This window comes from Herbiconiux liukaitaii, from assembly GCF_041927495.1.
Classification (GTDB): domain Bacteria; phylum Actinomycetota; class Actinomycetes; order Actinomycetales; family Microbacteriaceae; genus Herbiconiux; species Herbiconiux liukaitaii.
Map to the genome: position 1 here is coordinate 618,704 of NZ_JBHFHG010000002.1, position 24,072 is coordinate 642,775.

Sequence of the window (24,072 nt, forward strand, 5' to 3'; positions counted from 1 at the left end):
CCCTTCCGCCGATCACGCCCCCCGGCGCCTCCACGCTCGATACAGTGCAACCCAGATGGGGCCCACGGATATTCCCTCGTCCTCCTCGAGTTTGCGCCTCGTACGGCGGCGGGCCGCGAGCAGCATGACCACTCCGAAGCCGATCACGAGGTACTGCACCGAGAAGGCCAGCCGGAACGAGTCGAGGTCGTAGAGGGAGTCGCTCCACCCCGCCGAGAGCTGGGCGTCGAGGATGACCCCCACGAGGAACATGGTCACGAAGCTCGCGAGGAACCCGCCGACGTTCACGATGCCGTTCGCCGAGCCCAGCGAGCGGATCGGGTTGAACGAGCGGGCGAAGTCGAAGCCGATGAGCGATCCCGGACCGCCCGCGCCCATGGTGATGACGAGCACCACGATGAGCCAGGTGGGCGGCACGCCCGGCCAGAGCAGCACAGCTGCCCAGACGAGCCCGAGCAGTGCCGTGACGCCGAGCACGAGGTTGGAGCGGCGGAACGGGTAGCGCGCGGTGAGGATGCCGAGGATGGGGCCCGCGATGAGGCCCGTCACCACGATGGTCACGAGCAGGATCGACGCGGTCGTCTCCGGGATGCCGAGGGCCGACACCATGAAGGGGAAGCCCCAGAAGAGCGCGAACACGGTGCCGGAGGACTGCGTGACGTAGTGCGACCAGAAGCCGAGCTGGGTGCCCGGCCGGCGCACCGTCTGACCGAGACCCCGCAGCGCATCCCGGATGGAGGCCGCCCGCATCTCGGGCGCTCCGGCCGGGCGGTCGGCGAGCAGGGCCACGGTGAGCACGAAGCCCACGAACGAGACCGAGGCGGCCGCCGCGAACGCCGGGGTCCAGCCCTGCTCGTGCAGCAGCCACGCGAACGGCACCGCCGAGAGGATCTGGCCGATCGCGCCCACGTTGCCGGTCCACTGCGACAGCAGGGGCACGGTGCGGCCGTCGAACCACGAGTTGATGAGCCGGATGAGGGAGATGAAGATGGCCGCGTCGCCCGCGCCCACGAGCATGCGGCCGAGGATGGCGGGCTCGATGGAGGGGGCGAAGGCCACCACGAGCTGGCCGGCGACCATGACGGCCGATCCCGTGCAGATGAGGAGCTTCGGGCCCACGCGGTCGATGAGCAGGCCGAACGGGATCTGCAGAGCCGCGTAGACCGCGAGCTGCAGCACGGCGAGGGCCGAGAGCAGGGCGGCCGTGGTGTCGAACCGCTCGGCGGCGGAGACCCCTGCGACGCCCAGCGTGGAGCGCTGGAGCACGCCCGCCATGTAGGCGAAGACGCCCACGGCGAAGACCAGCCAGGCGCGTCGCGAGTTCATCGCTGGGAGTCTACGCCCGCTCCACGCGGCCGCTCGTGCGCGGGGAGTGCGCTAGCGGCCGGGTGACGACGGGCCGAGGTCGTCGCCCGAGCGGTTGCCCGCGAGGAAGCGCTGCAGCTCGTCGGCGATCTCGTCGGCCGAGGGCAGCTCGCCGTCGACGTCGGTGAGGGGCGAGCGGAGGCTCGTGCCCTCCATGTAGGTGTCGTGGCGCTCCTCGAGCGTCGTGACCAGGCGGGCCAGCTCGGCGTTGGAGTCGACCTGCTCGTCGATCTTCGAGACGAACACCCGCCCCTCTTCGCGCAACTGGTCGGTGGGGAAGATGAGGCCCGTGGCGGCGCTCACGCTCTCGACGGCCACGAGGGCGGTGGCCGGGTACTCGGTGTCGGCCAGGTAGTGCGGCACCAGGATGACGAAGCCCGTCACGGGGTGACCGATCTCCTGCAGGCGGTACTCCACGAGGTGCAGGGCGTTGGCCGGCGCCTGGGTGGTGGGGCGCCACACCGAGAGGGCGTCGATGAGCTCGATGCGGTTGCCGCTCACCGTGACGTTGAGCGGGCGGGTGTGCGGCACGGGCATGGGGATGGCGTGCACCCACGTGGTGGTCTTGACCTTGAAGGCCTGCACGAGCTCGATCACCGCGCGGGTGAAGCGCTCCCACTGGAAGTCGGGCTCGAAGCCGTTGAGGAAGAGGAAGCGGTTGCCGAGCTCGTCGCTCATGAGGTAGAGGCGAAGCGTCTGCGGCTCGTAGTCGCTCAGGTGGTCGTGGTCGAAGGTGATGATGGGGCGGCGGGCACGGTAGTCGAGCAGCACGTCGGCATCGAACTCGGCCACCACGCGGTTGTCGAGCGTGTCGAGGAGGTACTCGCCGAACTGGGAGACGGCACCGCCGGCATCCGTGAAACCGGTGAGGGCGGCGACGAGATCGAGGCCCTCGGGAACGAGGCCGCTCTCGGCGACGATGTCGTACAGCCCGCTCGGTTGCTCCATGCCTCGAGTCTAAACCGGGCACCTCCTGGCCCCCGGCCGCTCCGGCATGCCGAGAGCGAACAGCGAGCGGGAATACGATGGCGGGATGACTTCGGCCTCCCTCTCGACCCGCTCCTCCTCCCAGCCCACCACCGACACCGAGGTGGTGGTGCTCGCGGCGGCGAAGGGGCCCGACGGCCTCGTGGTGCGCGGTGCGTCGGACGAGGTGGCGTCGACCGTCGCCGCCTCGCTGACGGCGATCGGCTTCACGGGCAAGAAGGACGAGTTCGTGCGGCTGCCCGCGCCTGCCGGTCTCCCTGCCGCGAGCATCGCCGTGGTGGGCCTCGGCACCGACACGCCTGACGAGGCCGTTCTGCGGTACGCGGGCGGAGTGGCCGGGCGACGCACCTCGGCCAAGGACGACGTGGTGCTGTCGTTCGGCATCGCGACCGCCGCCGACCTCGTGGCGGTGGCCGAGGGTGCGGGGATCGGCTCCTACGACTACACGGACTACCGCGGGGTGGGGACCGCCGCGGACAAGGCCGAGGCCGGCGACGCCGCCGGCACCACCGACACCGACGCCGCTGCCGTTGCCGTTGCCGAGCAGGACGCTCCCGGTGCGCGATCGATCGCGATCCTCGCCGACCTCGACCCCGCGGAGGCCGCGGAGTCGCTCGAGCGGGCCCTCGCCTCCGTCGACGCCGTGGCGCTCGTGCGCGACCTCGTCAACATCCCCGCGCTCGACCTCTACCCCTCCGTCTTCGCCGACCGGGTGGAGGAGCTCACCGCCGGGCAGCCCATCGAGGTGACCGTCTGGAACGAGCAGCAGCTCGTGGCGGAGGGCTTCGGCGGCATCGCCGGGGTCGGCCAGGGATCGACGCGGCCTCCCCGCCTCGTGAAGGTGGACTACTCCCCCGCCGGCGCCGCCAAGCACCTCGCCCTCGTGGGCAAGGGCATCACCTTCGACACGGGCGGGCTCTCGCTCAAGCCCCCGGTCTCGATGATCGGCATGAAGTACGACATGGCCGGGGCCGCGACCGTGCTCGCCGCGCTGCTCGCCGCCGCCCGCCTCGCGCTGCCCGTGCGCGTGACCGCGTGGCTGTGCCTCGCCGAGAACATGCCCTCCGGAGACGCCATCCGCCCCGGTGACGTGCTCACCATCAAGGGCGGGCGCACCGTCGAGGTGCTCAACACGGATGCGGAGGGTCGGCTCGTGATGGCCGACGGCCTCGTGGCCGCGAGCGCCGACCAGCCCGACGCGATCGTCGACGTGGCGACCCTCACGGGCGCCGCGGTCGTGGCGCTCGGCAACCGCTACGTCGCCGCCATGGGCGACGACGACCTCGTGCAGCAGGTGCTCGCCGCCGCCGGGGAGGCCGACGAGTCGGTCTGGCCCATGCCGCTGCCCGCCGAGATGCGGTCGATGCTCGCCTCCGACATCGCCGACATCGCCAACGTCAAGCCGGGCAACCCGGCGGGCGGCATGCTCGTGGCCGGCGTCTTCCTGCAGGAGTTCGTGGGCACCCGCCCCGACGGAGAGCGGATCCCGTGGGTGCACCTCGACATCGCCGGCCCCGCCCAGAACAAGGACGGCGGCTACGGCTACACCGTCAAGGGCCCGACCGGTGTGACCGTGCGCACTCTGCTCAGGCTTGCCGAGTCCTTCACTCGCGCGTAGTAAGCTCACAGGGGCGAAAAAATATCTCGCCCGAACTCCGGTGCACGTCGCACTGACGCTGCACGGATCCGGACGCACGAGGGAGTTGCATAGGTGTCGGACCAGAACTTTGACCTTGTTGTTCTCGGCGGTGGCAGCGGCGGTTACGCAGCCGCACTGCGCGCAAGCCAGCTGGGATTCTCCGTGGCGATGATCGAGAAGGACAAGGTCGGCGGCACGTGCCTCCACCGTGGCTGCATCCCGACCAAGGCCCTCCTGCACTCCGCAGAGGTGGCCGACGTGTCGCGCGAATCCGAGAAGTACGGCGTGAAGACCACGTTCGAGGGCGTCGACATCGCGGCGGTCACGGCCTACCGCGAGAGCATCGTCGCCTCCAAGTACAAGGGCCTCGAGGGGCTCGTGAAGGCGCGCAAGATCACCACCATCGCCGGTGAGGGTCGACTCACCTCGCCCACGACCGTGCAGGTCGGCGACGACACCATCACGGGCAAGAACATCGTGCTCGCCACGGGCTCGTACTCGCGCACCCTCCCCGGCCTCGAGATCGGCGGGCGCGTCATCACCTCCGAGCAGGCCCTCGCGCTCGACTTCATCCCCAAGAAGGTCATCATCCTCGGCGGCGGCGTCATCGGCGTCGAGTTCGCGAGCGTGTGGAAGTCGTTCGGCTCCGAGGTCACCATCATCGAAGCGCTCCCCCACCTCGTGCCCAACGAGGAGGAGTCCATCTCGAAGCAGTTCGAGCGTGCGTTCCGCAAGCGCGGCATCGCCTTCAACCTCGGCACCCGCTTCTCGGGCGTCACCCAGAACGACGACGGCGTGGTGGTCTCGCTCGAAGACGGCAAGACCTTCGAGGGCGAGCTGCTGCTCGTGGCCGTCGGCCGCGGCCCGGCCACCCAGGGGCTCGGCTTCGAGGAGGCGGGCGTCACCATCGACCGCGGCTTCGTGATCACCGACGACCGTCTGCAGACGAGCGTTCCCGGCGTCTACGCCGTCGGCGACATCGTTCCCGGCCTGCAGCTCGCGCACCGCGGCTTCCAGCAGGGCATCTTCGTGGCCGAGGAGATCGCGGGCCTCAAGCCGCAGGTCGTCGAGGACGTCAACATCCCGAAGGTCACCTACTCCGACCCAGAGGTAGCCTCCGTGGGCCTCACCGAGGCCAAGGCCGCGGAGAAGTACGGCGCCGACAAGATCTCGTCGTACGACTACAACCTCGCCGGCAACGGCAAGAGCCACATCATCGGCACCTCCGGATCGGTGAAGGTCGTGCGTGTGAACGACGGCCCCGTCATCGGCATCCACATGATCGGCGCCCGCGTGGGCGAACTGATCGGCGAGGGCCAGCTGATCGTGAACTGGGAGGCCTACCCCGAAGACGTGGCCTCGCTCGTGCACGCCCACCCCACGCAGAACGAAGCACTCGGCGAAGCTCACCTGGCCCTGGCCGGGAAGCCGCTGCACGCCATCTGATCGGACACCTCCGCCCGGGAACTCGCACAACGTGCTCCCGGGCGGACCGAGCAGCACAAGGTCCGGCCCACTAGGCTTGAATTCGAACGGTTCCAAAAGGAGACAAAGGTCATGAGCGAATCCGTCAACCTTCCCGCACTCGGAGAGAGTGTCACCGAAGGAACGGTCACCCGGTGGCTCAAGAACGTCGGCGATCGTGTCGAGGTCGACGAGCCCCTGCTCGAGGTGTCCACCGACAAGGTCGACACCGAGATCCCCTCGCCTGTGGCGGGTGTGATCGAGGAGATCCTCGTGCAGGAGGACGAGACGGTCGAGGTCGGCACCGCACTGGTGAAGATCGGCGACGGATCGGGCGGTGGCTCCGCTGCTCCCGAGGCGCCGGCCGAGGAGGCCCCCGCTGCTGAGGCTCCGGCCCCCGCCGCCGAGGCCGCACCCGAGGCTCCGTCCGAGGAGAAGCCCGAGGAGGCCGTGATCCCGTCGGTGGAGGCGCCAGCCCCCGCCGAGGAGACGCCGGCCGAGGCTCCCGAGCCCGTGCAGGAGGCGCCCGCCGCCGCTGCTCCGGCTCCCGCTGCCGCTCCGGTGCCTGCCGCCGCACCTCCGGCTGCCGCGCCCGCCGCTGCTCCGGCACCTGCTGCTCCGGCTCCGGCCGCCGCCGCTCCTGCTGCAGCCGCCCCGGCACCCGCTGCTGCTGCTCCCGCGGCCGCCGCTTCCGGTTCGAACGCCGGCTACGTCACCCCGCTCGTGCGCAAGCTCGCCCACGACCGAGGCATCGACCTCTCGACCGTCACCGGCTCCGGTGTGGGGGGCCGCATCCGCAAGGAAGACGTGCTCGCCGCCGCCGACAAGGCCGCCGAGGCGTCCGCGCCGGCAGCGTCGGCAGCAGCCCCCGCCAAGCGGGCACCGCTCGAGGTCTCCGAGCTCCGCGGCACCACGCAGCCGATGTCGCGTCTCCGCAAGGTCGTGGCCGAGCGTGCCGTGGCCTCCATGCAGGCGTCGGCTCAGCTGACGACCGTGGTGAAGGTCGACGTCACGAAGGTCGCCTCGTTCCGCACCGCCGTGAAGGACCGCTTCCTCGAGAAGACCGGCACGAAGCTCTCGTTCCTGCCGTTCTTCGCGCTGGCGGCCACCGAGGCGCTGAAGGCCTACCCGGTCATCAACGCCACGGTCGACGGCGAGTCGATCGTCTACCCCGACCACGAGGGCATCAGCATCGCGGTCGACACCGAGCGCGGCCTCCTCACCCCCGTGGTGAAGAACGCCGGCGACCTCGACATCGCGGGCTTCGCGGCCCAGATCGCCGACCTCGCCGCCCGCACGCGCGACAACAAGCTGAAGCCCGACGAGCTGTCCGGCGGCACCTTCACGCTCACCAACACGGGGTCGCGCGGCGCGCTGTTCGACACCCCGCTGGTGTTCCTGCCGCAGGTCGCCATCCTCGGCACCGGAATCGTCACGAAGGAGCCCACGGTCGTGACCGTCGACGGCGCCGACGCGATCGCCGTGCGCTCGATCGTCTACCTGGCGCTCAGCTACGACCACCGCATCGTCGACGGGGCGGATGCCGCGCGCTTCCTCTCCGCCGTGAAGAACCGCCTCGAAGACGGCGACTTCGAGGGCGACCTGGGCATCTAGGTCCCCTTCCGCCCTCAGCGACGGTCTCACGGGCCCACCACCCCGTACGACCGCACTCTCCAGCCGGCCCCGCCCCTCACCACGAGGAGCGGGGCCGCTGCCGTCTCCCCCGCCCCGGATGACCCTGGTTCGGCGAGACCACCCGCCACCTCCATCAGAGCGAAATCTCCCACGCGCTGCACGACAACAACGGAGGATGCGCCCGAATACGCGTCCCTGCCCCGTCGTTCCCCATCGGCGGCCCGGAACTCCGCCAGATCCGCCTCCATGGCAGCCGATCCCCACTGGTCCACCCCGTCGAAGCACCCAGGATCGTCCCCGGCGAAGCACCCCTCCCTCAGCCGCAGAAGAGCCAGAGTCGCGGCAACAGGATCGTCCCCCCGCACAGCCCCCGCATGGCCGGAAGCACGAGGGACGGGAGTGCTCTGTGCATTAAGGGGCTCCTCGGCGGGGTCGCTGAGATGGGTGGGCGCAGTGGTGCCTTCCGATGCACTGTCTACGGGGACACCGGCGGGGGCGAGTGCGATCGCTCCGAGCACTGCGAGCAGAACCGCCAGGACGCCTCCCAGGAGGAAGAGCCGGCGGCGTCGGGGTGACACGCGCGACCATCCTCGAACGGGATACCCCCTCAACGCCCGGACCATCTCGGCGACCGCGGCCAGCGCAGGCTCCACCGTCTCCGCGACCCGCGGCTCCTCGCCCGAGCCGCTCGTCACCGCTGTCGGCTCCCTCCACTCCCATTCCGTCTGCCAGACACTCCCGACGCCCACACGTTCCTCCCCATCCGAGAACGCGTGCCCATCGGAGGACACCAGGTGGGCGAGCCAACGGAGGTCGGCGGCACGGGCATCGTCGAAGGTGGGGGCGCCTTCTGCGGACGCGCGGCTGAAGCCGACGAGCGCGCTGAGGCGGCCGCCCTCCACCAGCACGGCACCGGGGTCGAGGCCGCCGTGGGCGTACCCGGCCGCGTGCAGCTGACCGATCGCCGCCTCCACCTCGCGCAGGACGCGCCCTTCCGAGGACTCCGACTCGACGCCATCCGATGCCCCGAGAGGCCGGCCCGGGCACCGGCTCATCACGATGGCCGCCCCACCCGTGTCGTCGTGCACGACGCCGATCAGCCGCGGCATGGCCGAGATGGGCCGCGCGGCCAGCACCTCGGCCTCCGGCAGGTGGTCGGCCGACTCGAACACCGGATGGCGAGCGACCGGCGACGACACGGGCGCACCGATCCGCACCTTCACCACGACGCGGTCGCTGCCGTGCTGAGCTCCGCCGTGACTGTGGCCGTAGCCGTCGCCGGGCACGTCCCCGGACGCAGCCACCGCGACGAACACGTTCGCGCGCTCCCCCACCGACAGCACCTCGGTGAATCGATAGCCGGCCACGCCGGCGGAGAGAGCAGGGCGGGCACGGAACATGCCACAACCTTCCCTGCCCCCATCCGTCACCGCAGCACGCGGCCGGGAACCGGGGAGAACCTCGCACCGAAGCACCGCTGTGCAGGAGAGGCCACTCACGCCCGCCGCGAACACGTGGCATCACACGGGGAGTCGACGAAGTATCCTTGGACTCATGGCACGCAAGACCGACTCCACTCCGAAGAAGCCCAAAGAACCGGGCCGCATCAAGCAGATGTGGCAGGTCTTCAAGATGACCCGCCGCTACGACAAGAACGCGGTCTGGATCATGGCACTGGGCTTCGCCCTCCCCGTGCTGGCGGGAGTCGCGCTCGCGCTGATCTTCTCGCGCGACAACGTCTTCGCTCTCGTGATGTGGATCCTCGCGGGCGTGCTCGCCGGCCTGCTCGCCGCGCTCATCATCCTCGGCCGCCGCGCCGAACGCGCCGCCTACAAGCAGATCGAGGGCCAGCCGGGTGCCGTCGGCGCCGTGCTCCGCAGCTCGCTCAAGCGCAGCTGGACGGGCAGCGAGATGCCCATCGCCGTCAACGGCAAGTCGCAGGACGCGGTCTACCGTGCCGTGGGCCGCGGCGGTGTCGTGCTCATCGGCGAGGGCCCGCGCTCCCGCACCACCAAGATGCTCGAAGACGAGCGTCGCAAGGTGCTCCGCATCCTCCCGAACGTGCCCGTGACCTTCCTCCACGTCGGCCCCGACCCCGACGCCGTTCCGCTCCACCGGGTCGCGGCCAAGATGGCCCGCCTCAAGCCCTCCCTCACCAAGCCCGAGGTGCTCGCGGTCTCGAACCGGCTCACCTCGCTCTCCTCGTCGCCGCTGCCCATCCCCAAGGGCATCGACCCGATGCGCATGCGCCCGCAGCGCGGCCGCTGAGCACCGCGGAGTGACCACCACCTCAGGCGGCGCCGCCCCGAGCGAGTGGCCGGGCGAGCGTCTCGGGCTGAAGCGCGAGGGCCACGGCTCGATCGCCCGCCCCGGGCGCCGCATCCTCGCCCTGCTGATCGACTTCGCCTTCTGCTACGTGATCTACTTCGCGTTCTTCTACGAGAGCACCTGGGCCTCCACCGCGATCTTCTTCATCGAGCAGGTCGTGCTCATGGTGACCCTCGGCGGCGGGCTCGGTCATCTGCTGCTCGGACTGCGTGTCGTGAGACTGGACGGCGGCTATGCGGGCTGGTGGCGACCGATCGTGCGCACCCTCCTGCTCATGCTCGTCATCCCCGCGGTGATCTGGGATTCCGATCAGCGCGGCCTGCACGACGTCTTCTCCGGCACGGTGCTCGTCAGGCGCTGACGTAACACGCCCGAAACAACGACGACACCGCAGGGTAATGGCCTACCGATACCCTTGCCTGTGGCTACATCTTTGTAGTTTTTTCCAGTTCCAAGCCATTGGAGATCCTTCACATGTTCAGTGATTCTTCCGAGGTGCTCAAGTTCATCAAGGACACCGACGTCAAGTTCCTTGATATCCGCTTCACCGACCTCCCCGGTGTGCAGCAGCACTTCAACATTCCCGCGTCCACGGTCGACGAAGAGTTCTTCGCCGTCGGGCAGCTCTTCGATGGCTCGTCGATCCGCGGCTTCGCCTCGATCCACGAGTCGGACATGCAGCTCATCCCCGATGTCTCCACGGCTTACGTCGATCCCTTCCGGGTCGAGCGCACCCTCATCCTGGTGTTCGACATCTACAACCCGCGCAACGGCGAGATCTACTCCCGCGACCCGCGCCAGGTGGCCAAGAAGGCCGAGAAGTACCTCGCGTCGACCGGCATCGCCGACACCGCGTTCTTCGCCCCCGAGGCCGAGTTCTACATCTTCGACGACGTGCGCTACGAGGTGAAGCAGAACTCCAGCTTCTACTCCGTCGACTCCGACGAGGCGGCCTGGAACACCGGCCGCGTCGAAGAGGGCGGCAACCTCGGCAACAAGACCCCGTACAAGGGCGGCTACTTCCCCGTCAGCCCGGTCGACCAGCACGCCGATCTGCGCGACGACATCTCGCTCAAGCTCATCGACTCCGGTCTCATCCTCGAGCGCGCCCACCACGAGGTCGGCACCGCAGGCCAGGGCGAGATCAACTACCGCTTCGACACCATGGTGCACGCGGCCGACGACATCCTGAAGTTCAAGTACATCGTCAAGAACACCGCCAACCTGTGGGGCAAGACCGCCACGTTCATGCCGAAGCCCCTCTTCGGCGACAACGGCTCGGGCATGCACACCCACCAGTCGCTCTGGAGCGACGGCAAGCCGCTCTTCTACGACGAGGCCGGCTACGGCGGACTCAGCGACCTCGCTCGGTGGTACATCGGTGGCCTGCTCAAGCACGCTCCCGCCGTGCTCGCGTTCACCAACCCCACGGTGAACTCGTACCACCGTCTGGTGCCCGGCTTCGAGGCTCCCGTCAACCTGGTCTACTCGGCCGGAAACCGCTCGGCGTCGATCCGTATCCCGATCACGGGCACGAACCCCAAGGCCAAGCGCATCGAGTTCCGTGCGCCCGACGCCTCGGGCAACCCGTACCTCGCGTTCGCCGCCCAGCTCATGGCGGGCCTCGACGGCATCCAGAACCGCATCGAGCCGCACGAGCCCGTGGACAAGGACCTGTACGAGCTTCCCCCCGAGGAGGCCAAGAACATCCCCCAGGTCCCCGCCACGCTCGACGCCGCACTCGAGGCGCTCGAGGCCGACCACGAGTTCCTGCTCAAGGGCAACGTCTTCACTCCCGACCTGATCGAGACCTGGATCTCGTACAAGCGCGAGAACGAGATCAAGCCGATCGCCCAGCGACCGCACCCCTTCGAGTTCGAGCTCTACTACGGCGTGTAGTCACGAACCGCTGAACACGACGGATCCGCACGGGCTCAGGCTCGTGCGGATCTTTCGTTGGTGGAGGTCGAGGGCCGCGACAGCAGCTCGTACTCGAGCTCGATGTCGAAGCGCTGGCGCCGCGTGCGGGCGGTGAGCCGACGGTCGACCCCCGCGCCGATGAGGGCGACAGCTAGGGCGATGCCGCCGAGCGGCCCTGCAGGCGTCGTGGTGAGGAGCCACAGACCGCCGAGCAGCACGAGCCCGCCGGCCACGAGCAGCGCCGTGCCCGCGCGCTGCATGCGCTGGATGGCGAGCAGTCGCTCGGTCGGGGTCATGATCATGTATACAACGCTACGCCTCGCAACCGACACTCGCCTGATTTTCGCTTGAAGCATGTGGCCTCCATCGTGTATGCATGGCGTCAACGATGAACACGCCGCTGAAGCACCACAATCTCTTCCAGACCCCGGATCTCGCCGAGGCCCGGGACGAGGTGGCGCGCGTGTTCTGCCCGCACACCCTCACCGTGAGCAACCCCAGGGGTCGGCTCGACACCGTGCTGAACGGCGCCAGGGTGGGCGACGTGGGGCTCAACTACCTGCGGTACGGCGACGAGGTGCGCATCACACCCGGGCGGCTCGACGACTTCTACCTCGTGCAGATCCCCCTCGCCGGTCGGGCCGCCGTGAAGGTCGGCGACCGCACCGTGATGTCGGATCGGCGGCACGCCTCGCTCATCTCGCCGACCGAAGCCGTCGACATGGTCTGGTCGGACGGCTGCGAGCAGCTCATCGTCTATCTCGACCGCGCGGCCGTCGAACGGCTGGCGGGCACGCGCGACGGGGCGCGACCCCTGGTCTTCGCCCCCTCTGTCGATCTCGACTCCCCCGCCGTGCGCAGCTGGCTGCGCATCGTGCACCTCATGCGCGACGAGATCGAGGCAGGCGACACCGTGCTCACCTCACCTCTCGCCCACGCCCACTTCGAGCAGCTCCTCATCGGCGGGCTCCTCGCGGCCCAGGCCAACAGCGCCCTCGACCAGCCGGCATCCCCCGGGTGGCGGCCCGCCTCGGCCACGAGGGCCCTCCGGCGCGCCACCGATCTCATCGAGGCCCATCCCGAACGCGCCTGGCGGGTGGCCGAGCTCGCCGACGAGACAGGTGTCTCGGTGCGCCAGCTGCAGGAGGCGTTCCAGCGCGAGCGCGGCATCAGCCCCATGGAGCTGCTGCGCCGCACGCGGCTCGAGCGCGCCAGACGCGAGCTGCTCGACTCCGATCCCGCACGCACCACGGTGTCGCAGATCGCCACCCGCTGGGGGTTCTTCCACCTCGGCCGCTTCTCGGTGCTCTACCGCGAGACCTTCGGCGAGTCGCCGTCGCACTCGCTCGCGCGCTGAGGCAGCGGATGCGCCGGGCTGGGCGATGCGGTCGCGAAAGCAGCATGCGCATCCGCATCCGCATCCGACACACGGTCTTAATCGCAAAGCGGATAGCCGGCGCCCGCTCCGGATAGTCACGGGCGCGCATCCTGACGACCATGGGTCAACCGCATCATCCGCGGCCCGCTCGTCGAGAGGATCCCCGTGTTCGAAGGCAAGACCGTGATCGTCACCGGTGCCGCCACCATCATCGGCGCCGCTGTGGTGGCCGAGTTCGCCGAGGCGGGCGCGCACGTGGTGGCCGCCGACATCGACCGCGCCGGCGGCGAGGCGGTGGCGGCTCAGCACGACGCCGTGCGGTTCGTGGAGACCGACATCCGCGACGACGCGCAGCTCGAGGCTCTCGTCGGCGAAGCGCTCACGGCCACGGGCACCCTCGACACCGTGGTGAACCTCGCGTGCAGCTACGGCGACGACGGCGCCGAGAGCGACCGCGCCACCTGGCTCGACACGCTGAACGTCAACGTCGTGAGTGCGGCGATCCTCGGCGGCATCGCCCGCCCCCACCTCGCCGCCTCGGGCGGGAGCATCGTGAACTTCGGCAGCATCTCGTCCAAGGTCGCCCAGACCGGTCGCTGGCTCTACCCCGTGAGCAAGGCCGCGGTGGTGCAGCTCACGCGTTCGATGGCGATGGACTACGCCGCCGACGGCATCCGCGTGAACAGCGTCTCGCCCGGATGGACCTGGTCGGCCGTGATGGACCGCCTCTCCGGCGGCGATCGGGCGAAGACGGATGCGGTGGCCGCCGACTTCCACCTGCTCCGACGCGTCGGCGACCCCGGCGAGGTGGCGGCCGTCGTGGCCTTCCTGGCTTCGCCCAAGGCCGGCTTCGTGACCGGCGCCGACTGGGCCGTCGACGGCGGGTACTCCGCCATGGGGCCGGAGCAGTCCGTGCCCGCCATCCCTCGCCTGGCCACCTGAACTCTCTTCCCGCTCCTCCCACCTCTCCACCTCCACGAAAGGCACCCCATGAGCACCAGGACCTTCACCATCGTCGGCGCGGGCCAGGCCGGCCTGCAGCTCGGCATCGCCCTGCTCGGCGACGGGCACGACGTCACGATCGTCTCCAACCGCACCCCCGTCGAGATCGCCGAGGGCAGGGTGACGTCGAGCCAGTGCATGTTCGACACCGCCCAGTCGTACGAGCGCGAGCTGGGGCTCGCGTTCTGGGACGAGATCACCCCGCCCGTCGAGGGCATCGGATTCGCGGTGCCCTCCCCCGCCGGCGACGGCACGAAGGCGCTCGACTGGGCGGGCCGGCTCGACGCGGTGGCCCGCTCGGTGGATCAGCGGGTGAAGATGCCGCGCTGGATCGACGAGTTCATCGCCCGCGGCGGGCACTTCGAGATCCACGACGCCGGTGTCGACGACCTCGAGCGGTACGCCGCTGAGAGCGACCTCGTGCTCATCGCCGCGGGCAAAGGCGAGATCGCCCGTCTGTTCGAGCGCGACGAGGAGAAGTCGCCCTACGCGGCCCCCCAGCGCGCCCTCGCCCTCACCTACGTCAACGGCCTCGCACCCCGACCCGAGCACTCCGCGGTGTCGTTCAACCTCATCCCGGGTGTGGGCGAGTACTTCGTGTTCCCCGCGCTCACGACGACCGGGCGGTGCGACATCATGGTCTTCGAAGCCGTCCCCGGTGGCCCCATGGATCTGTGGACGCCCGGCATGACCCCCGAGGAGCACCTGGCCACCTCGCTGCACGTGCTCGAGACCTTCGTGCCGTGGGAGGCCGAGCGCGCTCGGAACGTCACCCTCACCGACGACAACGGTGTGCTCGCCGGCCGTTTCGCCCCCACCGTGCGCAAGCCCATCGCCACGCTCCCCTCCGGGGCCACGGTGCTCGGGCTCGCCGACGTGGTGGTGCTCAACGACCCCATCACGGGCCAGGGCTCGAACAACGCGAGCAAGTGCGCCGAGAGCTACCTCACGAGCATCCGCGAGGAGGCCGCCACCGAGGGCGCGTTCGACGACGCGTTCAAGCAGGAGGCCTTCGACCGCTACTGGGAGGGCGCCCAGCACGTGACGCAGTGGACGAACGCGCTGCTGGCCCCGCCGCCCCCCTTCGTGCTCAACGTGCTCGGAGCCGCCGGCCAGTTCCCCGAGATCGCCCACCGCTTCGCCAACGGCTTCGACGACCCGCGCGACTACGCCACCTGGTTCCTCGACCCCGAGGGCTCGGAGCGGTACGTGCGCGAGGTCGCCGAGCGCGCGGGGGCCGCAGCATGAGCACCGAGCACGGCCCGGCTGCGCGGGGAGGCGGCGCCGGCCCCATCGACGTCGACGCGTTCAAGCGCGGCATGCAGACCCTCGCCGGTCACGTCACGGTGCTCACGACACGGGATGCCGAGGGCAACCCGGTGGGCATCACCGCCACCGCGGTCTGCAGCCTCACGGCCGAACCGCCGTCGCTCCTCGCGAGCATCAACCGCTCCACCTGGCTCGGCGCCGTGCTCCAGAGGAGCGGTGCGTTCGGGGTCAACATCCTCTCGCACGAGCAGGTGCGCGTGGCGCAGGTGTTCGCCGGCATGGACCCTGACCACAAGGGATCGGACAAGTTCCTGGTGGGCTCGTGGACGGACGGCATCAACGGCAGTCCGCTGCTCGAGCACTCGCTCGCCTCGTTCGACTGCACCCTCGACCAGCTCGTGGAGCGCTCGACGCACCTCGTGGCCTTCGGCCTCATCACCGAGACCCGCGTGCCCGAGCACAGCGCCGACCCCCTCCTCTACCACCGCCGCCTCTTCGGCACGATGGCCGCGGCCGGCTAGCGGGGCAGACGGAGCTCAGGTTCCATAGAACAGGCGCTCGAAGACGGCTCGGGAGCGGCGGGTCTTGCCGAGGTAGTCGTCTTCGAGCTCCGAGGCCGAGCCGGGCGGGTACTCGAGAAGGCGCGCCACGCCCTCGAGCTGGCGGCGATCGGTGGGAAGCACGTCGGAGGTCTTGTTGGTCCACAGGGTCATCGCCGAGCGGGCGCGCGAGGCGAACCTCCACGCCTCCCGGAGCTTTCGGGCATCCTCGTGCCCAATGAGCCCCGCGGCTTCCTCGGCCTCCAGGGCCTCGAGGGTCGACGTGGTGCGCAGAGCGGGCTGCGCCGCCGCGTGCTGCAGCTGCAGCAGCTGCACGTACCACTCGACGTCGCTCAGCGACCCGCGGCCGAGCTTGAGGTGCCTCGCCGGGTCGGCCCCCTGGGGCAGGCGCTCCTTCTCCACCCTGGCCTTGATGCGCTTCACCTCGCGCACCTCGGTCTCGGAGATCGCGGCCGGGTAGCGCACGGTGTCGGCGAGGGCGTGGAAGCTCTCGATGAGCGCCCTGTCGCCCGCCACGCCGTTCGCCCGCAGCAGCGCCTGCGCCTCCCACGTGAGCGACCAGCGCTCGTAGTAGGTGGCGTACGAGTCGAGCGAGCGCACAGACGGCCCGTTCTTGCCCTCGGGTCGCAGGTCGATGTCGAGATCGAGCGGCAACCGGTGGTCCTCGGTGAGGCGCTTGAGCTCGTTCACGATGAACTGCGCCACCGACTGGGCCGTCTGCGCATCCACCCGCACGGGGCGGTAGACGTAGAGCACATCGGCGTCCGAGCCGAAGCCGAGCTCGCCGCCGCCGTAGCGACCCATGCCGATGACCGCGAACTCGATCCCGTCGCCCGAGGCGGGCGCCGCCCACTGCCTGATGCTCGAGAGCGTGCTCTGCAGATGGGCGGTCGTGATGTCGGTGAGGGCCGTGCCGAGCTCCTCGACCGTGCAGAGCCCCAGGATCGACGAGATCGCCAACCGCAGCACCTCGCGCCGACGCACGGTGCGGAGCGCCTGGGCCGCCGCATCCGGTGTGTCGTGCCGCGCCACGATGGCGCGCGTCTCCTCGTCGAGCTCCGCCCGGGAGCGGGGCCGCAGCTCGTGGTCGTTCTCGAGCCAGGCCGCGGCCTCGGGGATGCGCTCGAGCAGCTCCCCCACGAACCGCGAGCCCGAGAGCACCTGGGTGAGGCGGGCAGCGGCACCCGAGGAGTCCCGCAGCATGCGCAGGTACCAGTAGGTCTCGCCGAGCGTGTCGGAGAGCCGTCGGAAGGCGAGCAGTCCGTAGTCGGGATCGGCGCCGTTCGCGAACCACTGCAGCATGACCGGCAGCAGGGTGCGCTGGATCGAGGCCCTCCTCGACACTCCCGCGGTCATCGCCGCGATGTGGCCGAGCGCCCCAGAGGGGTTGGTGAACCCGATCGCCGCGAGGCGCGCCTCGGCCTGAGAGCTCGTGAGCGCGAGCTCGTCGTGCGAGAGCGCCGCCACCGCCGCGAGCAGCGGCCGGTAGAACAACCGCTCGTGCAGCGTGCGCACGCGCACCTTGATGGCGTCCCACCGCAGCACGAGCTCCGTGGCGCTCGCGGCGAGACCGCTGCCGCGAGCCAGCACGCGCTGCTCGGGCTCGTCGCGCGGCATGAGGTGCGTGCGGCTCAGCTGGCGCAGCTGCAGCCGGTGCTCGAGCAGGCGCAGGATGCGGTAGTCCTGACTGAACTCCACGGCCTCCACGCGCCCGATGTAGCCGCCGTCGGCGAGGGCGTCGAGCGCGTCGAGGGTGCCCCGCTGGCGCACGCTCTCGTCGCCCTGCCCGTGCACGAGCTGCAGCAGCTGCACGGTGAACTCGATGTCGCGGAGGCCTCCGGGGCCGAGCTTGAGCTGGTACTCCACATCCTCCGACTTGATGTGCTGCGTCACGCGCTCGCGCATGCGCTGCACCGACTCCACGAAGTTCTCGCGCGAGGCGCTCGACCACACCTGCGGAGCCACGATGCGGGCGTAGTCGTCGCCGAGGGCCAGATCGCCGGCGAGCGGGCGCGCCTTGAGCAGGGCCTGGAACTCCCAGTTCTTCGCCCACCTGTCGTAGTACGCGGCGTGCGACTCGAGCGAGCGCACGAGGGCACCCGCCTTGCCCTCCGGCCTCAGGTTCGGGTCGACCTCCCAGAGGCCGGGCTCGATCCCCGCCTCTTCGATGCCGCGCATGGTGACCATCGCGAGCCGGGTGGCGATCTCCATGGCCGTGCTGGCGGCCACGACGCCCGAGTCGTCCGGCTCGCCCACGAAGATCACGTCGACGTCGCTCACGTAGTTGAGCTCGCCCGCTCCGGCCTTGCCCATGCCGATGATCGCGAGCCGGGTGGCCTGCACCTGCTCTCTCGGGAACTGCCAGAGCCCGTTGCCCTTCGTGGTGAGCTGGCTGCGCGCCACGGCCAGTGCACCCTCGAGGGCACCCGCCGCGAGATCCGCCAGACTGCGCGCCACGAGCCCGAGACCGGCCACGGGGTTGGGCTGCTCGAGGTCGTAGGCGGTGACCTGCGCGAGCAGCACGCGATAGCGGATGCGCAGGGCGATCCAGGCGTCCTCCCCCACGAGCGAGGAGAACCCGTCGCTCGCCCCGACCGACTCGAGCAGCACCCGTTTCGCCGTCTCCGCATCCGGGAGCCGCAGGGCCGGCTCGGCGAGGGCGGTCAGCTCGCCCGGATGGCGCAGGAAGAAGTCGGCGAGGCCCGCGGAGGCGCCGAAGACGCGGATGACACGATCCCGGAGCATCGGCTCGGCGAGGGCCGCCCGCATGATCTCGGGAGCGCGCTGCTCGATCCGCAGCACACCCGTGAGGGCGAGATCCGGATCGGCCGCGTGGGAGAACGACGGCAGGAGCTCGTCGAGCGCGAGCCCTGCGCGTTCGGCGAGAGCGCGCAACTGTTCCCCCGACCCGCCCAGGTCGGCGAAGCCGGCGCGGGCGAGATCGGTGAGGGTGGTGGTGGAGCGGGGCATCGTCGCCTTCTGAGCCGGTGGGCTCTCGAGCGCTGGGCGCTGTCTCGGCGGGGCCGAGCGCTCAGGACTCAGAGGATCTCGAGGTTGGACTTCAGCTCGTAGGGCGTGACCTGGGCGCGGTAGGCCTTCCACTCCTGCCGCTTGTTGAGCAGCACGTAGTTGAAGACCTGCTCGCCGAGGGTCTCGGCCACGAGCTCCGACTCCTCCATGAGGCCGATCGCGCGATCGAGCGAGGCGGGCAGGGCGTTGTAGCCCAGCGCCTTGCGCTCGGAGTCGGTGAGGCTCCACACGTTGTCCTCCGCCTCGGGCGGGAGCTCGTAGTCCTCCTCGATGCCCTTGAGGCCCGCGGCCAGCAGCAGCGAGTACGAGAGGTACGGGTTGGCCGCCGAGTCGATGGCGCGGTACTCGATGCGCGAGGACTGGCCCTTGTTGGGCTTGTACAGCGGCACGCGCACGAGCGCCGAGCGGTTGTTGTGGCCCCAGCACACGAAGCTCGGGGCCTCGTCGCCGCCCCAGAGCCGCTTGTACGAGTTGACGAACTGGTTGGTGACGGCCGTGATCTCGGGGGCGTGGCGCAGCAGACCCGCGATGAAGTTGCGGCCGATCTTCGACAGCTGGTACTCGGCGCCGGCCTCGTAGAACGCGTTGGCGTCGCCCTCGAAGAGCGAGAGGTGCGTGTGCATACCGGATCCGGGGTGGCCGGAGAGGGGCTTCGGCATGAACGTGGCGTACACGCCCTGCTCGATGGCGACCTCCTTGATGACCGTGCGGAAGGTCATGATGTTGTCGGCCGTCGTGAGCGCATCGGCGTAGCGCAGGTCGATCTCGTTCTGGCCGGGGCCGGCCTCGTGGTGGCTGAACTCCACCGAGATGCCGAGATCCTCGAGCATGCGCACCGAGCGGCGCCGGAAGTCGTGGGCGGTGCCACCTGGCACGTTGTCGAAGTAGCCGGCCGAGTCGACGGGCTCAGGGCCCTCCGGGCCGTACTGCGACGACTTGAGCAGGTAGAACTCGATCTCGGGGTGCGTGTAGAACGTGAACCCGCGGTCGGCCGCCTTGGCGAGGGTGCGCTTGAGCACGTTGCGCGGATCGGCGACGGCGGGCTGGCCGTCAGGCGTCGTGATGTCGCAGAACATGCGCGCCGTGGGGTCGATCTCGCCCCGCCACGGGAGGATCTGGAACGTCGTGGGGTCGGGGTGGGCCAGCACGTCTGCCTCGAACGAGCGGGTGAGGCCCTCGATGGCGGAGCCGTCGAAGCCGAGCCCCTCGGCGAACGCGCCCTCCACCTCGGCGGGCGCTATGGCGACGGACTTCAGGGTGCCCACCACGTCTGTGAACCACAGCCGCACGAACTTGATGCCCCGCTCCTCGATCGTGCGGAGAACGAAGTCCCTTTGCTTATCCATCGACGCGACAAACCCTCTCTCCGGCACCGGATCATGCCCCTATTAGGCTAGTGGCTATGCCGAGACTTCGCTTAGCGTTGGCCCAGACCAACCCCGTTCTGGGAGACCTCGACGGCAACGCCGCGACCGTGCTCCGCCTCACCCGTGATGCCGTGGAGCAGGGCGCGGATCTGGTGGCGTTCGGCGAGATGGCGCTCTCGGGCTACCCCATCGAGGATCTGGCGCTGCGGCCGAGCTTCCTCGCGGCCTCGCACGCTCGAGTCGACTCGCTCGCGGCCGAACTCGAGGCCGCCGGGCTCGGTGAGGTGCCCGTGATCGTCGGTCATCCCGACGGCCCCTTCGAGCCCCGCCTCATCGGCACGAGCAACGCCCCGACGGCCATCGCGCAGAACGCCGCGAGCGTGCTGCAGCACGGCAGGGTGGTGGCGCGCTACGCCAAGCACCACCTGCCGAACTACTCGGTGTTCGACGAGTACCGCATCTTCATCCCCGGCGACGAGCTGCTCGTGCTGCGCTTGAAGGGCGTGGATGTGGCGCTCATCATCTGCGAGGACCTGTGGCGAGACGGCGGCCCCGTGGGGCGGGTGCTGCACGCGGATGCCGGGCTGCTCGTGGTGATCAACGGATCGCCGTACGAGCGCGACAAGGACGAGGTTCGGCTGCCATTGGTGACCCGGCGCGCCGTGGAGACCGACACGATCGTGGGCTACGTCAACCTCGTGGGCGGGCAGGACGACCTCGTGTTCGACGGGGACAGCGTGGTGGTGGGCACCGACGGCGCGATCCTGGCCCGGGCGCCCCAGTTCGTGGAGAACCTGCTCGTGGTGGACCTCGAGCCCGAGGCGGCCACCGACACTCCGCTGCCCGACGACGTGTCGCGGGTGGAGCTGGATGCGCCGGTGGAGGCGGAGAAGCCCTCGCTCAGCACCGGGATCGCCGAGCTGCCCGACGACCTCGAGCAGATCTGGGGCGCACTCGTGCTGGCCCTCCGCGACTACGTGGAGAAGAACCGCTTCCGCTCGGTCGTGCTCGGACTCTCCGGCGGCATCGACTCCGCGGTGTGCGCCGCTCTCTCGGCGGATGCGATCGGCGCCGACCGCGTCTACGGCGTCTCGATGCCGTCTCGCTGGTCCTCCGACCACTCACGGTCGGATGCGGACGACCTCGCCGAGCGCATCGGGCTGCACTACCGCACCGAGGCGATCGCCGACCTCGTGCTGCCCTTCGAGACGCAGCTGGGCCTCACCGACGTGGCCGCCGAGAACCTGCAGGCCAGGGCGCGCGGCGTGATCCTCATGGGCCTCTCGAACCAGGAGGGGCACCTCGTGCTCACGACAGGCAACAAGAGCGAGCTCGCGGTGGGCTACTCCACCATCTACGGCGACGCGGTGGGGGGATTCGGACCGCTCAAGGACGTGCCGAAGATGCTCGTGTGGGAGCTCGCGCGGTGGCGCAACCGCGCGGCGGCCGAGCGTGGCGAGGTGCCGCCCATCCCCGAGAACTCCATCTCGAAGCCGCCCTCGGCCGAGCTGCGCCCCGACCAGACCGATCAGGACTCGCTGCCCGACTACGACGTGCTCGACGCCATCCTCGAGGCCTACATAAACGGTGGCCGCAGCGCCGCCGAGATCGTCGCCGACGGCTTCGACCACGACACGGTGCTCCGCATCACGGGCCTCGTGGACCGCGCCGAATGGAAGCGCCGCCAGAGCGCGATCGGACCGAAGATCTCGCGGACGGCTTTTGGGCGGGATAGAAGGCTGCCCATTACCTATCGGCCTACTGCTATTTAGCTGCGCCGCCCCCTGTGCGGCGCAGGCGGCATGCGATGCCGCCGTCGAGTGACGTCGCTTCGCGGCGCCCCTCGGCGACGGTATCGCCTTGGGTACAGTGAGCGCGGCCAGCGGCTAGGGGCACTTCGGCACCCGTGGTGATGGGTGTGTGGCTTACCGCGACCGGGGATGAGGCCTACGGAACCCGCGAAAGGCACTGCGGCTGCATATGGCGATGCGAACGCAACAGGCCGTGCTCGATGACCCAAGGTGAGCGCGCGGCCGGGAGGCACGACCGAAGGCCGCGCCGCACGACCGCACGCGAACATGCCGCCCGCGCCGCACAGGGGGCGGCGCGGCAACAAACACAGCCGCACATGCCACCCATCCAGCACTGCGAATGGGCCTAACTAGTCAAAACCACAATCCACACGTACCAGACCCCCATCCCCAGCCACACCAGGGTGGCGGCTGCTGCCAGGGCCGCTGTGGGGCGGTTGCCGAGGCGCCAGACCGGGATGAGGCCGAGGAAGCCGACCGCGAGCAGGATGCCGAGCCACGGGAGGATGGTCGGCACGCCGATGAGCGTGAGCCCCGGCGAGCTCCCGAGGGCGCCCGTGACGGTGAGCCACACAGCGGCGAGGAACGCCACACCCGTGACCGGCGCGATGCCGCTCGCGATGAGAAGCCCGATCGGCTCGCGGCGGAGGCCCTGCACCAGGAGGGCGATGATCCAGCCGAGCAGCCAGAGGCCCGAGAAGACCGCGAAGATCAGCGGCACGGTGAGCTCGAAGGCATTGCGGTCCTCAATGGCCCGCACCACGGAGTCGAAGCGCGAGGTCGGGTGCACGTCGTCGGCCGCGACGATCGGGTACTCCTCCACGGAGGTGGTGCATGTGGTCTCGACCGGCGAACCGGGGGCGGCCAGCCAGGTGCCGAGCTGGTCGAGCGCGCACGCATCGGTGGTGGCTCCCGCGCGACCGTTCGACTGCACGATCACGAGCTGGTTGTTGGGGAACGCGGCGAGGCCCGACTGGGCGGCCCCGACCGAGATGAGCGGATCCGTGTCGCTCGCGAGGATCAGCGTGGGCTGACCCACCGCCGAGACGGCACGCTCCTCGGGAGGGCTCGCGGGCAGGCCGAGGGCGGCGCAGATCTCGTCGGCGGCCGTGAAGTAGGTGAGCACGGGCAGAGCGGTCGGCTCCGCACCCTCCTCGGTGGCGGGAACGGTGGGGTCGACCGACCAGAACGGCTGCTCGTCCCTGCACTGCTCGATCCAGTACTGGCCGAGGCTCGTGTCGGCCATCTGCACGAGCACGCGCGCCACGAACGGGTTGATGGCATCGCGCTCGCCGGCCGCGAGCCGCTGCAGCAGGTACGGCACGGCGGCCGCGGTGCCCGGGTCGTAGAGCGCCTGCTGCACGATCGTGATGACATCCGACCCGGTGAGCGAGTAGTAGCGCTGCCTGCCCGAGAACGGGTTGGTCATGAGACCGCCGACGGGGTCGTCGCTGAACAGCGTGGCCGCCGCGGTGAGATCGGCGTTGAGATCCGGGTACTCGCCGTCGGAGCGCGCCGAGAGCGCCGTGAGGGTGTCGGAGAGCGCGAGGTACGCGTCGCCCTTCACATCGCGGTCGATGGGGCTGTAGGCGTCGAGCACGACGGCGTCGACGGCGGCACCGTCGCGGGTGGCCGCGAGCTGCATGACCTTCGTGGACCAGGAGTCGCCGTAGAGCGACCACACGGTGTAGCCGAGAGCCTGGCGCAGGTCGATGAGGTCGTCGGCGTGAGCGACCTTCGTGTACGAGTTGATCGCACCGGTCTCGCCGAACGCCGCCACGCAGTCCTTGAGGGCGAGGATGACGTCGCCCATCTCGCCCGAGGGCAGGTCGTCGGTCGTGAAGGTGTTGACGTAGGCGGCCGAGGCGGCCGGGCAGTCCAGCGGATCGCTCGACTCGAGGCTGCCGCGCTGGGAGAGCACCACGACGTCGCGCGTGCCCCCGATCCGCTCGTCGGCGGCCAGGGTCTCGGCCACGGCCGTGCTCGAGCGCCCCGGCCCACCGGCCATCGTGACGAGCGGCGCGGCGGTCGGCGTGCCCGACGACGCCGGGAAGACCACGTACGGCAGGTCGATGGTGCGCGACGCCGGGTCGGAGCGGTTCTCGCTGACGGTGAGGAGGCCGCAGACGGCCCTCTCGGGAAGCTCGGAGGCACAGGTCTGCTCGGCGACCGTGGCGGCCTGGGCGGCGGGAGCGGGCGCGATGGTCGCACCGCCCGCCAGCACCAGAGCGGCTGCGGTGGCGCCCAGTACGAACTGCGCAATAGATCGACGGCCCACGTCTCCCTCTCGATCCGGGACTGGAATTCACGCATTCGG

18 protein-coding genes are annotated in these 24,072 nt (G+C 70.0%); 11 read left to right on the forward strand and 7 right to left on the reverse strand.

Translation table 11 applies throughout. The features are described from left to right. Positions 1-12 precede the first annotated feature (12 nt). The gene (locus ACEXQC_RS03465; protein ID WP_374818386.1) at positions 13-1,326 is read right to left on the reverse strand and encodes an MFS transporter; all 1,314 of its coding nucleotides are present in this window, start codon (positions 1,324-1,326) and stop codon (positions 13-15) included. A gap of 51 nt (positions 1,327-1,377) precedes the next feature. Next, on the reverse strand, positions 1,378-2,313 hold the full coding sequence (locus ACEXQC_RS03470) for a proteasome assembly chaperone family protein (protein WP_374818388.1): 936 nt from the start codon (positions 2,311-2,313) through the stop codon (positions 1,378-1,380). An 85-nt stretch (positions 2,314-2,398) separates the two neighbouring features. On the opposite strand from ACEXQC_RS03470, the gene ACEXQC_RS03475 reads away from it, so the two are divergent. From ACEXQC_RS03475 to sucB, 3 genes are all read left to right on the forward strand, one after another. Next, the gene (locus tag ACEXQC_RS03475; RefSeq protein WP_374818390.1) at positions 2,399-3,970 is read left to right on the forward strand and encodes a leucyl aminopeptidase; all 1,572 of its coding nucleotides are present in this window, start codon (positions 2,399-2,401) and stop codon (positions 3,968-3,970) included. A 93-nt stretch (positions 3,971-4,063) separates the two neighbouring features. Then, positions 4,064-5,437, forward strand: a complete 1,374-nt coding sequence (lpdA, locus tag ACEXQC_RS03480) for a dihydrolipoyl dehydrogenase (protein WP_374818392.1) — start codon at positions 4,064-4,066, stop codon at positions 5,435-5,437. Positions 5,438-5,548: 111 nt separating this feature from the next. Continuing rightward, positions 5,549-7,069 carry a 2-oxoglutarate dehydrogenase, E2 component, dihydrolipoamide succinyltransferase gene (gene sucB / locus ACEXQC_RS03485; protein WP_374818395.1) on the forward strand — a complete coding sequence of 507 codons (1,521 nt, stop codon included), beginning with the start codon at positions 5,549-5,551 and terminating at the stop codon, positions 7,067-7,069. 26 nt (positions 7,070-7,095) lie between these two features. Here the strand turns inward: sucB and ACEXQC_RS03490 are convergent, their stop codons facing one another. Then, complete coding sequence (locus ACEXQC_RS03490) at positions 7,096-8,490, reverse strand: hypothetical protein (RefSeq protein WP_374818396.1); 1,395 nt, start codon at positions 8,488-8,490, stop codon at positions 7,096-7,098. 154 nt (positions 8,491-8,644) lie between these two features. On the opposite strand from ACEXQC_RS03490, the gene ACEXQC_RS03495 reads away from it, so the two are divergent. The 3 genes from ACEXQC_RS03495 to glnA all read left to right on the forward strand — a co-directional run bounded on the left by ACEXQC_RS03495 (position 8,645) and on the right by glnA (position 11,317). Continuing rightward, a complete protein-coding gene (locus ACEXQC_RS03495) occupies positions 8,645-9,358 on the forward strand; it encodes a DUF4191 domain-containing protein (RefSeq protein WP_374818398.1) in 714 nt (237 codons plus the stop codon). Positions 9,359-9,368: 10 nt separating this feature from the next. Continuing rightward, on the forward strand, positions 9,369-9,779 hold the full coding sequence (locus ACEXQC_RS03500) for an RDD family protein (protein WP_374818399.1): 411 nt from the start codon (positions 9,369-9,371) through the stop codon (positions 9,777-9,779). Positions 9,780-9,892: 113 nt separating this feature from the next. Beyond that, a complete protein-coding gene (gene glnA, locus ACEXQC_RS03505; protein WP_374818402.1) occupies positions 9,893-11,317 on the forward strand; it encodes a type I glutamate--ammonia ligase in 1,425 nt (474 codons plus the stop codon). 35 nt (positions 11,318-11,352) lie between these two features. On the opposite strand, the gene ACEXQC_RS03510 is transcribed toward glnA, so the two are convergent. After that, entirely contained in the window at positions 11,353-11,640 is a 288-nt protein-coding gene (locus ACEXQC_RS03510; protein ID WP_374818405.1) for a hypothetical protein, read from the reverse strand. 74 nt (positions 11,641-11,714) lie between these two features. On the opposite strand from ACEXQC_RS03510, the gene ACEXQC_RS03515 reads away from it, so the two are divergent. The 4 genes from ACEXQC_RS03515 to ACEXQC_RS03530 all read left to right on the forward strand — a co-directional run bounded on the left by ACEXQC_RS03515 (position 11,715) and on the right by ACEXQC_RS03530 (position 15,508). Beyond that, positions 11,715-12,695: an AraC family transcriptional regulator gene (locus tag ACEXQC_RS03515; RefSeq protein WP_374818407.1), complete on the forward strand. Its 981-nt coding sequence runs from the start codon at positions 11,715-11,717 to the stop codon at positions 12,693-12,695. 186 nt (positions 12,696-12,881) lie between these two features. After that, positions 12,882-13,658: an SDR family oxidoreductase gene (locus ACEXQC_RS03520; protein WP_374818409.1), complete on the forward strand. Its 777-nt coding sequence runs from the start codon at positions 12,882-12,884 to the stop codon at positions 13,656-13,658. 48 nt (positions 13,659-13,706) lie between these two features. Further along, positions 13,707-14,966 (forward strand): styrene monooxygenase/indole monooxygenase family protein, encoded by a 1,260-nt coding sequence (locus ACEXQC_RS03525; RefSeq protein WP_374818411.1) that lies wholly within the window; start codon positions 13,707-13,709, stop codon positions 14,964-14,966. Beyond that, the gene (locus ACEXQC_RS03530; RefSeq protein ID WP_374818413.1) at positions 14,963-15,508 is read left to right on the forward strand and encodes a flavin reductase family protein; all 546 of its coding nucleotides are present in this window, start codon (positions 14,963-14,965) and stop codon (positions 15,506-15,508) included. Before ACEXQC_RS03525 ends, ACEXQC_RS03530 begins: the two co-directional genes overlap by 4 nt. A gap of 15 nt (positions 15,509-15,523) precedes the next feature. Here ACEXQC_RS03530 and ACEXQC_RS03535 read toward each other — a convergent pair whose 3' ends face one another. Together ACEXQC_RS03535 and ACEXQC_RS03540 are read right to left on the reverse strand one after the other, a co-directional pair. Then, positions 15,524-18,517 carry a bifunctional [glutamine synthetase] adenylyltransferase/[glutamine synthetase]-adenylyl-L-tyrosine phosphorylase gene (locus tag ACEXQC_RS03535; RefSeq protein ID WP_374818415.1) on the reverse strand — a complete coding sequence of 998 codons (2,994 nt, stop codon included), beginning with the start codon at positions 18,515-18,517 and terminating at the stop codon, positions 15,524-15,526. 68 nt (positions 18,518-18,585) lie between these two features. Further along, a complete protein-coding gene (locus ACEXQC_RS03540) occupies positions 18,586-19,923 on the reverse strand; it encodes a glutamine synthetase family protein (protein ID WP_374818417.1) in 1,338 nt (445 codons plus the stop codon). Between the two features lie 56 nt (positions 19,924-19,979). Here ACEXQC_RS03540 and ACEXQC_RS03545 point away from each other — a divergent pair, with 56 nt between their 5' ends. Beyond that, entirely contained in the window at positions 19,980-21,716 is a 1,737-nt protein-coding gene (locus ACEXQC_RS03545) for an NAD+ synthase (protein ID WP_374818419.1), read from the forward strand. Between the two features lie 385 nt (positions 21,717-22,101). Here the strand turns inward: ACEXQC_RS03545 and ACEXQC_RS03550 are convergent, their stop codons facing one another. Then, the gene (locus ACEXQC_RS03550) at positions 22,102-24,033 is read right to left on the reverse strand and encodes an alpha/beta hydrolase (protein WP_374818421.1); all 1,932 of its coding nucleotides are present in this window, start codon (positions 24,031-24,033) and stop codon (positions 22,102-22,104) included. Positions 24,034-24,072 lie beyond the last annotated feature (39 nt).

What these genes read in the sequence shown, in the direction of transcription:
- ACEXQC_RS03535 (WP_374818415.1), bottom strand. Translation starts at nt 18,517, where the DNA reads ATGCCCCGCTCCACCACCACCCTCACCGATCTCGCCCGCGCCGGCTTC.
- ACEXQC_RS03530 (WP_374818413.1), top strand. Translation starts at nt 14,963, where the DNA reads ATGAGCACCGAGCACGGCCCGGCTGCGCGGGGAGGCGGCGCCGGCCCC.
- ACEXQC_RS03540 (WP_374818417.1), bottom strand. Translation starts at nt 19,923, where the DNA reads ATGGATAAGCAAAGGGACTTCGTTCTCCGCACGATCGAGGAGCGGGGC.
- ACEXQC_RS03545 (WP_374818419.1), top strand. Translation starts at nt 19,980, where the DNA reads ATGCCGAGACTTCGCTTAGCGTTGGCCCAGACCAACCCCGTTCTGGGA.
- glnA (WP_374818402.1), top strand. Translation starts at nt 9,893, where the DNA reads ATGTTCAGTGATTCTTCCGAGGTGCTCAAGTTCATCAAGGACACCGAC.
- ACEXQC_RS03465 (WP_374818386.1), bottom strand. Translation starts at nt 1,326, where the DNA reads ATGAACTCGCGACGCGCCTGGCTGGTCTTCGCCGTGGGCGTCTTCGCC.
- ACEXQC_RS03525 (WP_374818411.1), top strand. Translation starts at nt 13,707, where the DNA reads ATGAGCACCAGGACCTTCACCATCGTCGGCGCGGGCCAGGCCGGCCTG.
- ACEXQC_RS03495 (WP_374818398.1), top strand. Translation starts at nt 8,645, where the DNA reads ATGGCACGCAAGACCGACTCCACTCCGAAGAAGCCCAAAGAACCGGGC.
- ACEXQC_RS03490 (WP_374818396.1), bottom strand. Translation starts at nt 8,490, where the DNA reads ATGTTCCGTGCCCGCCCTGCTCTCTCCGCCGGCGTGGCCGGCTATCGA.
- ACEXQC_RS03475 (WP_374818390.1), top strand. Translation starts at nt 2,399, where the DNA reads ATGACTTCGGCCTCCCTCTCGACCCGCTCCTCCTCCCAGCCCACCACC.
- ACEXQC_RS03470 (WP_374818388.1), bottom strand. Translation starts at nt 2,313, where the DNA reads ATGGAGCAACCGAGCGGGCTGTACGACATCGTCGCCGAGAGCGGCCTC.
- ACEXQC_RS03510 (WP_374818405.1), bottom strand. Translation starts at nt 11,640, where the DNA reads ATGATCATGACCCCGACCGAGCGACTGCTCGCCATCCAGCGCATGCAG.
- ACEXQC_RS03515 (WP_374818407.1), top strand. Translation starts at nt 11,715, where the DNA reads ATGGCGTCAACGATGAACACGCCGCTGAAGCACCACAATCTCTTCCAG.
- sucB (WP_374818395.1), top strand. Translation starts at nt 5,549, where the DNA reads ATGAGCGAATCCGTCAACCTTCCCGCACTCGGAGAGAGTGTCACCGAA.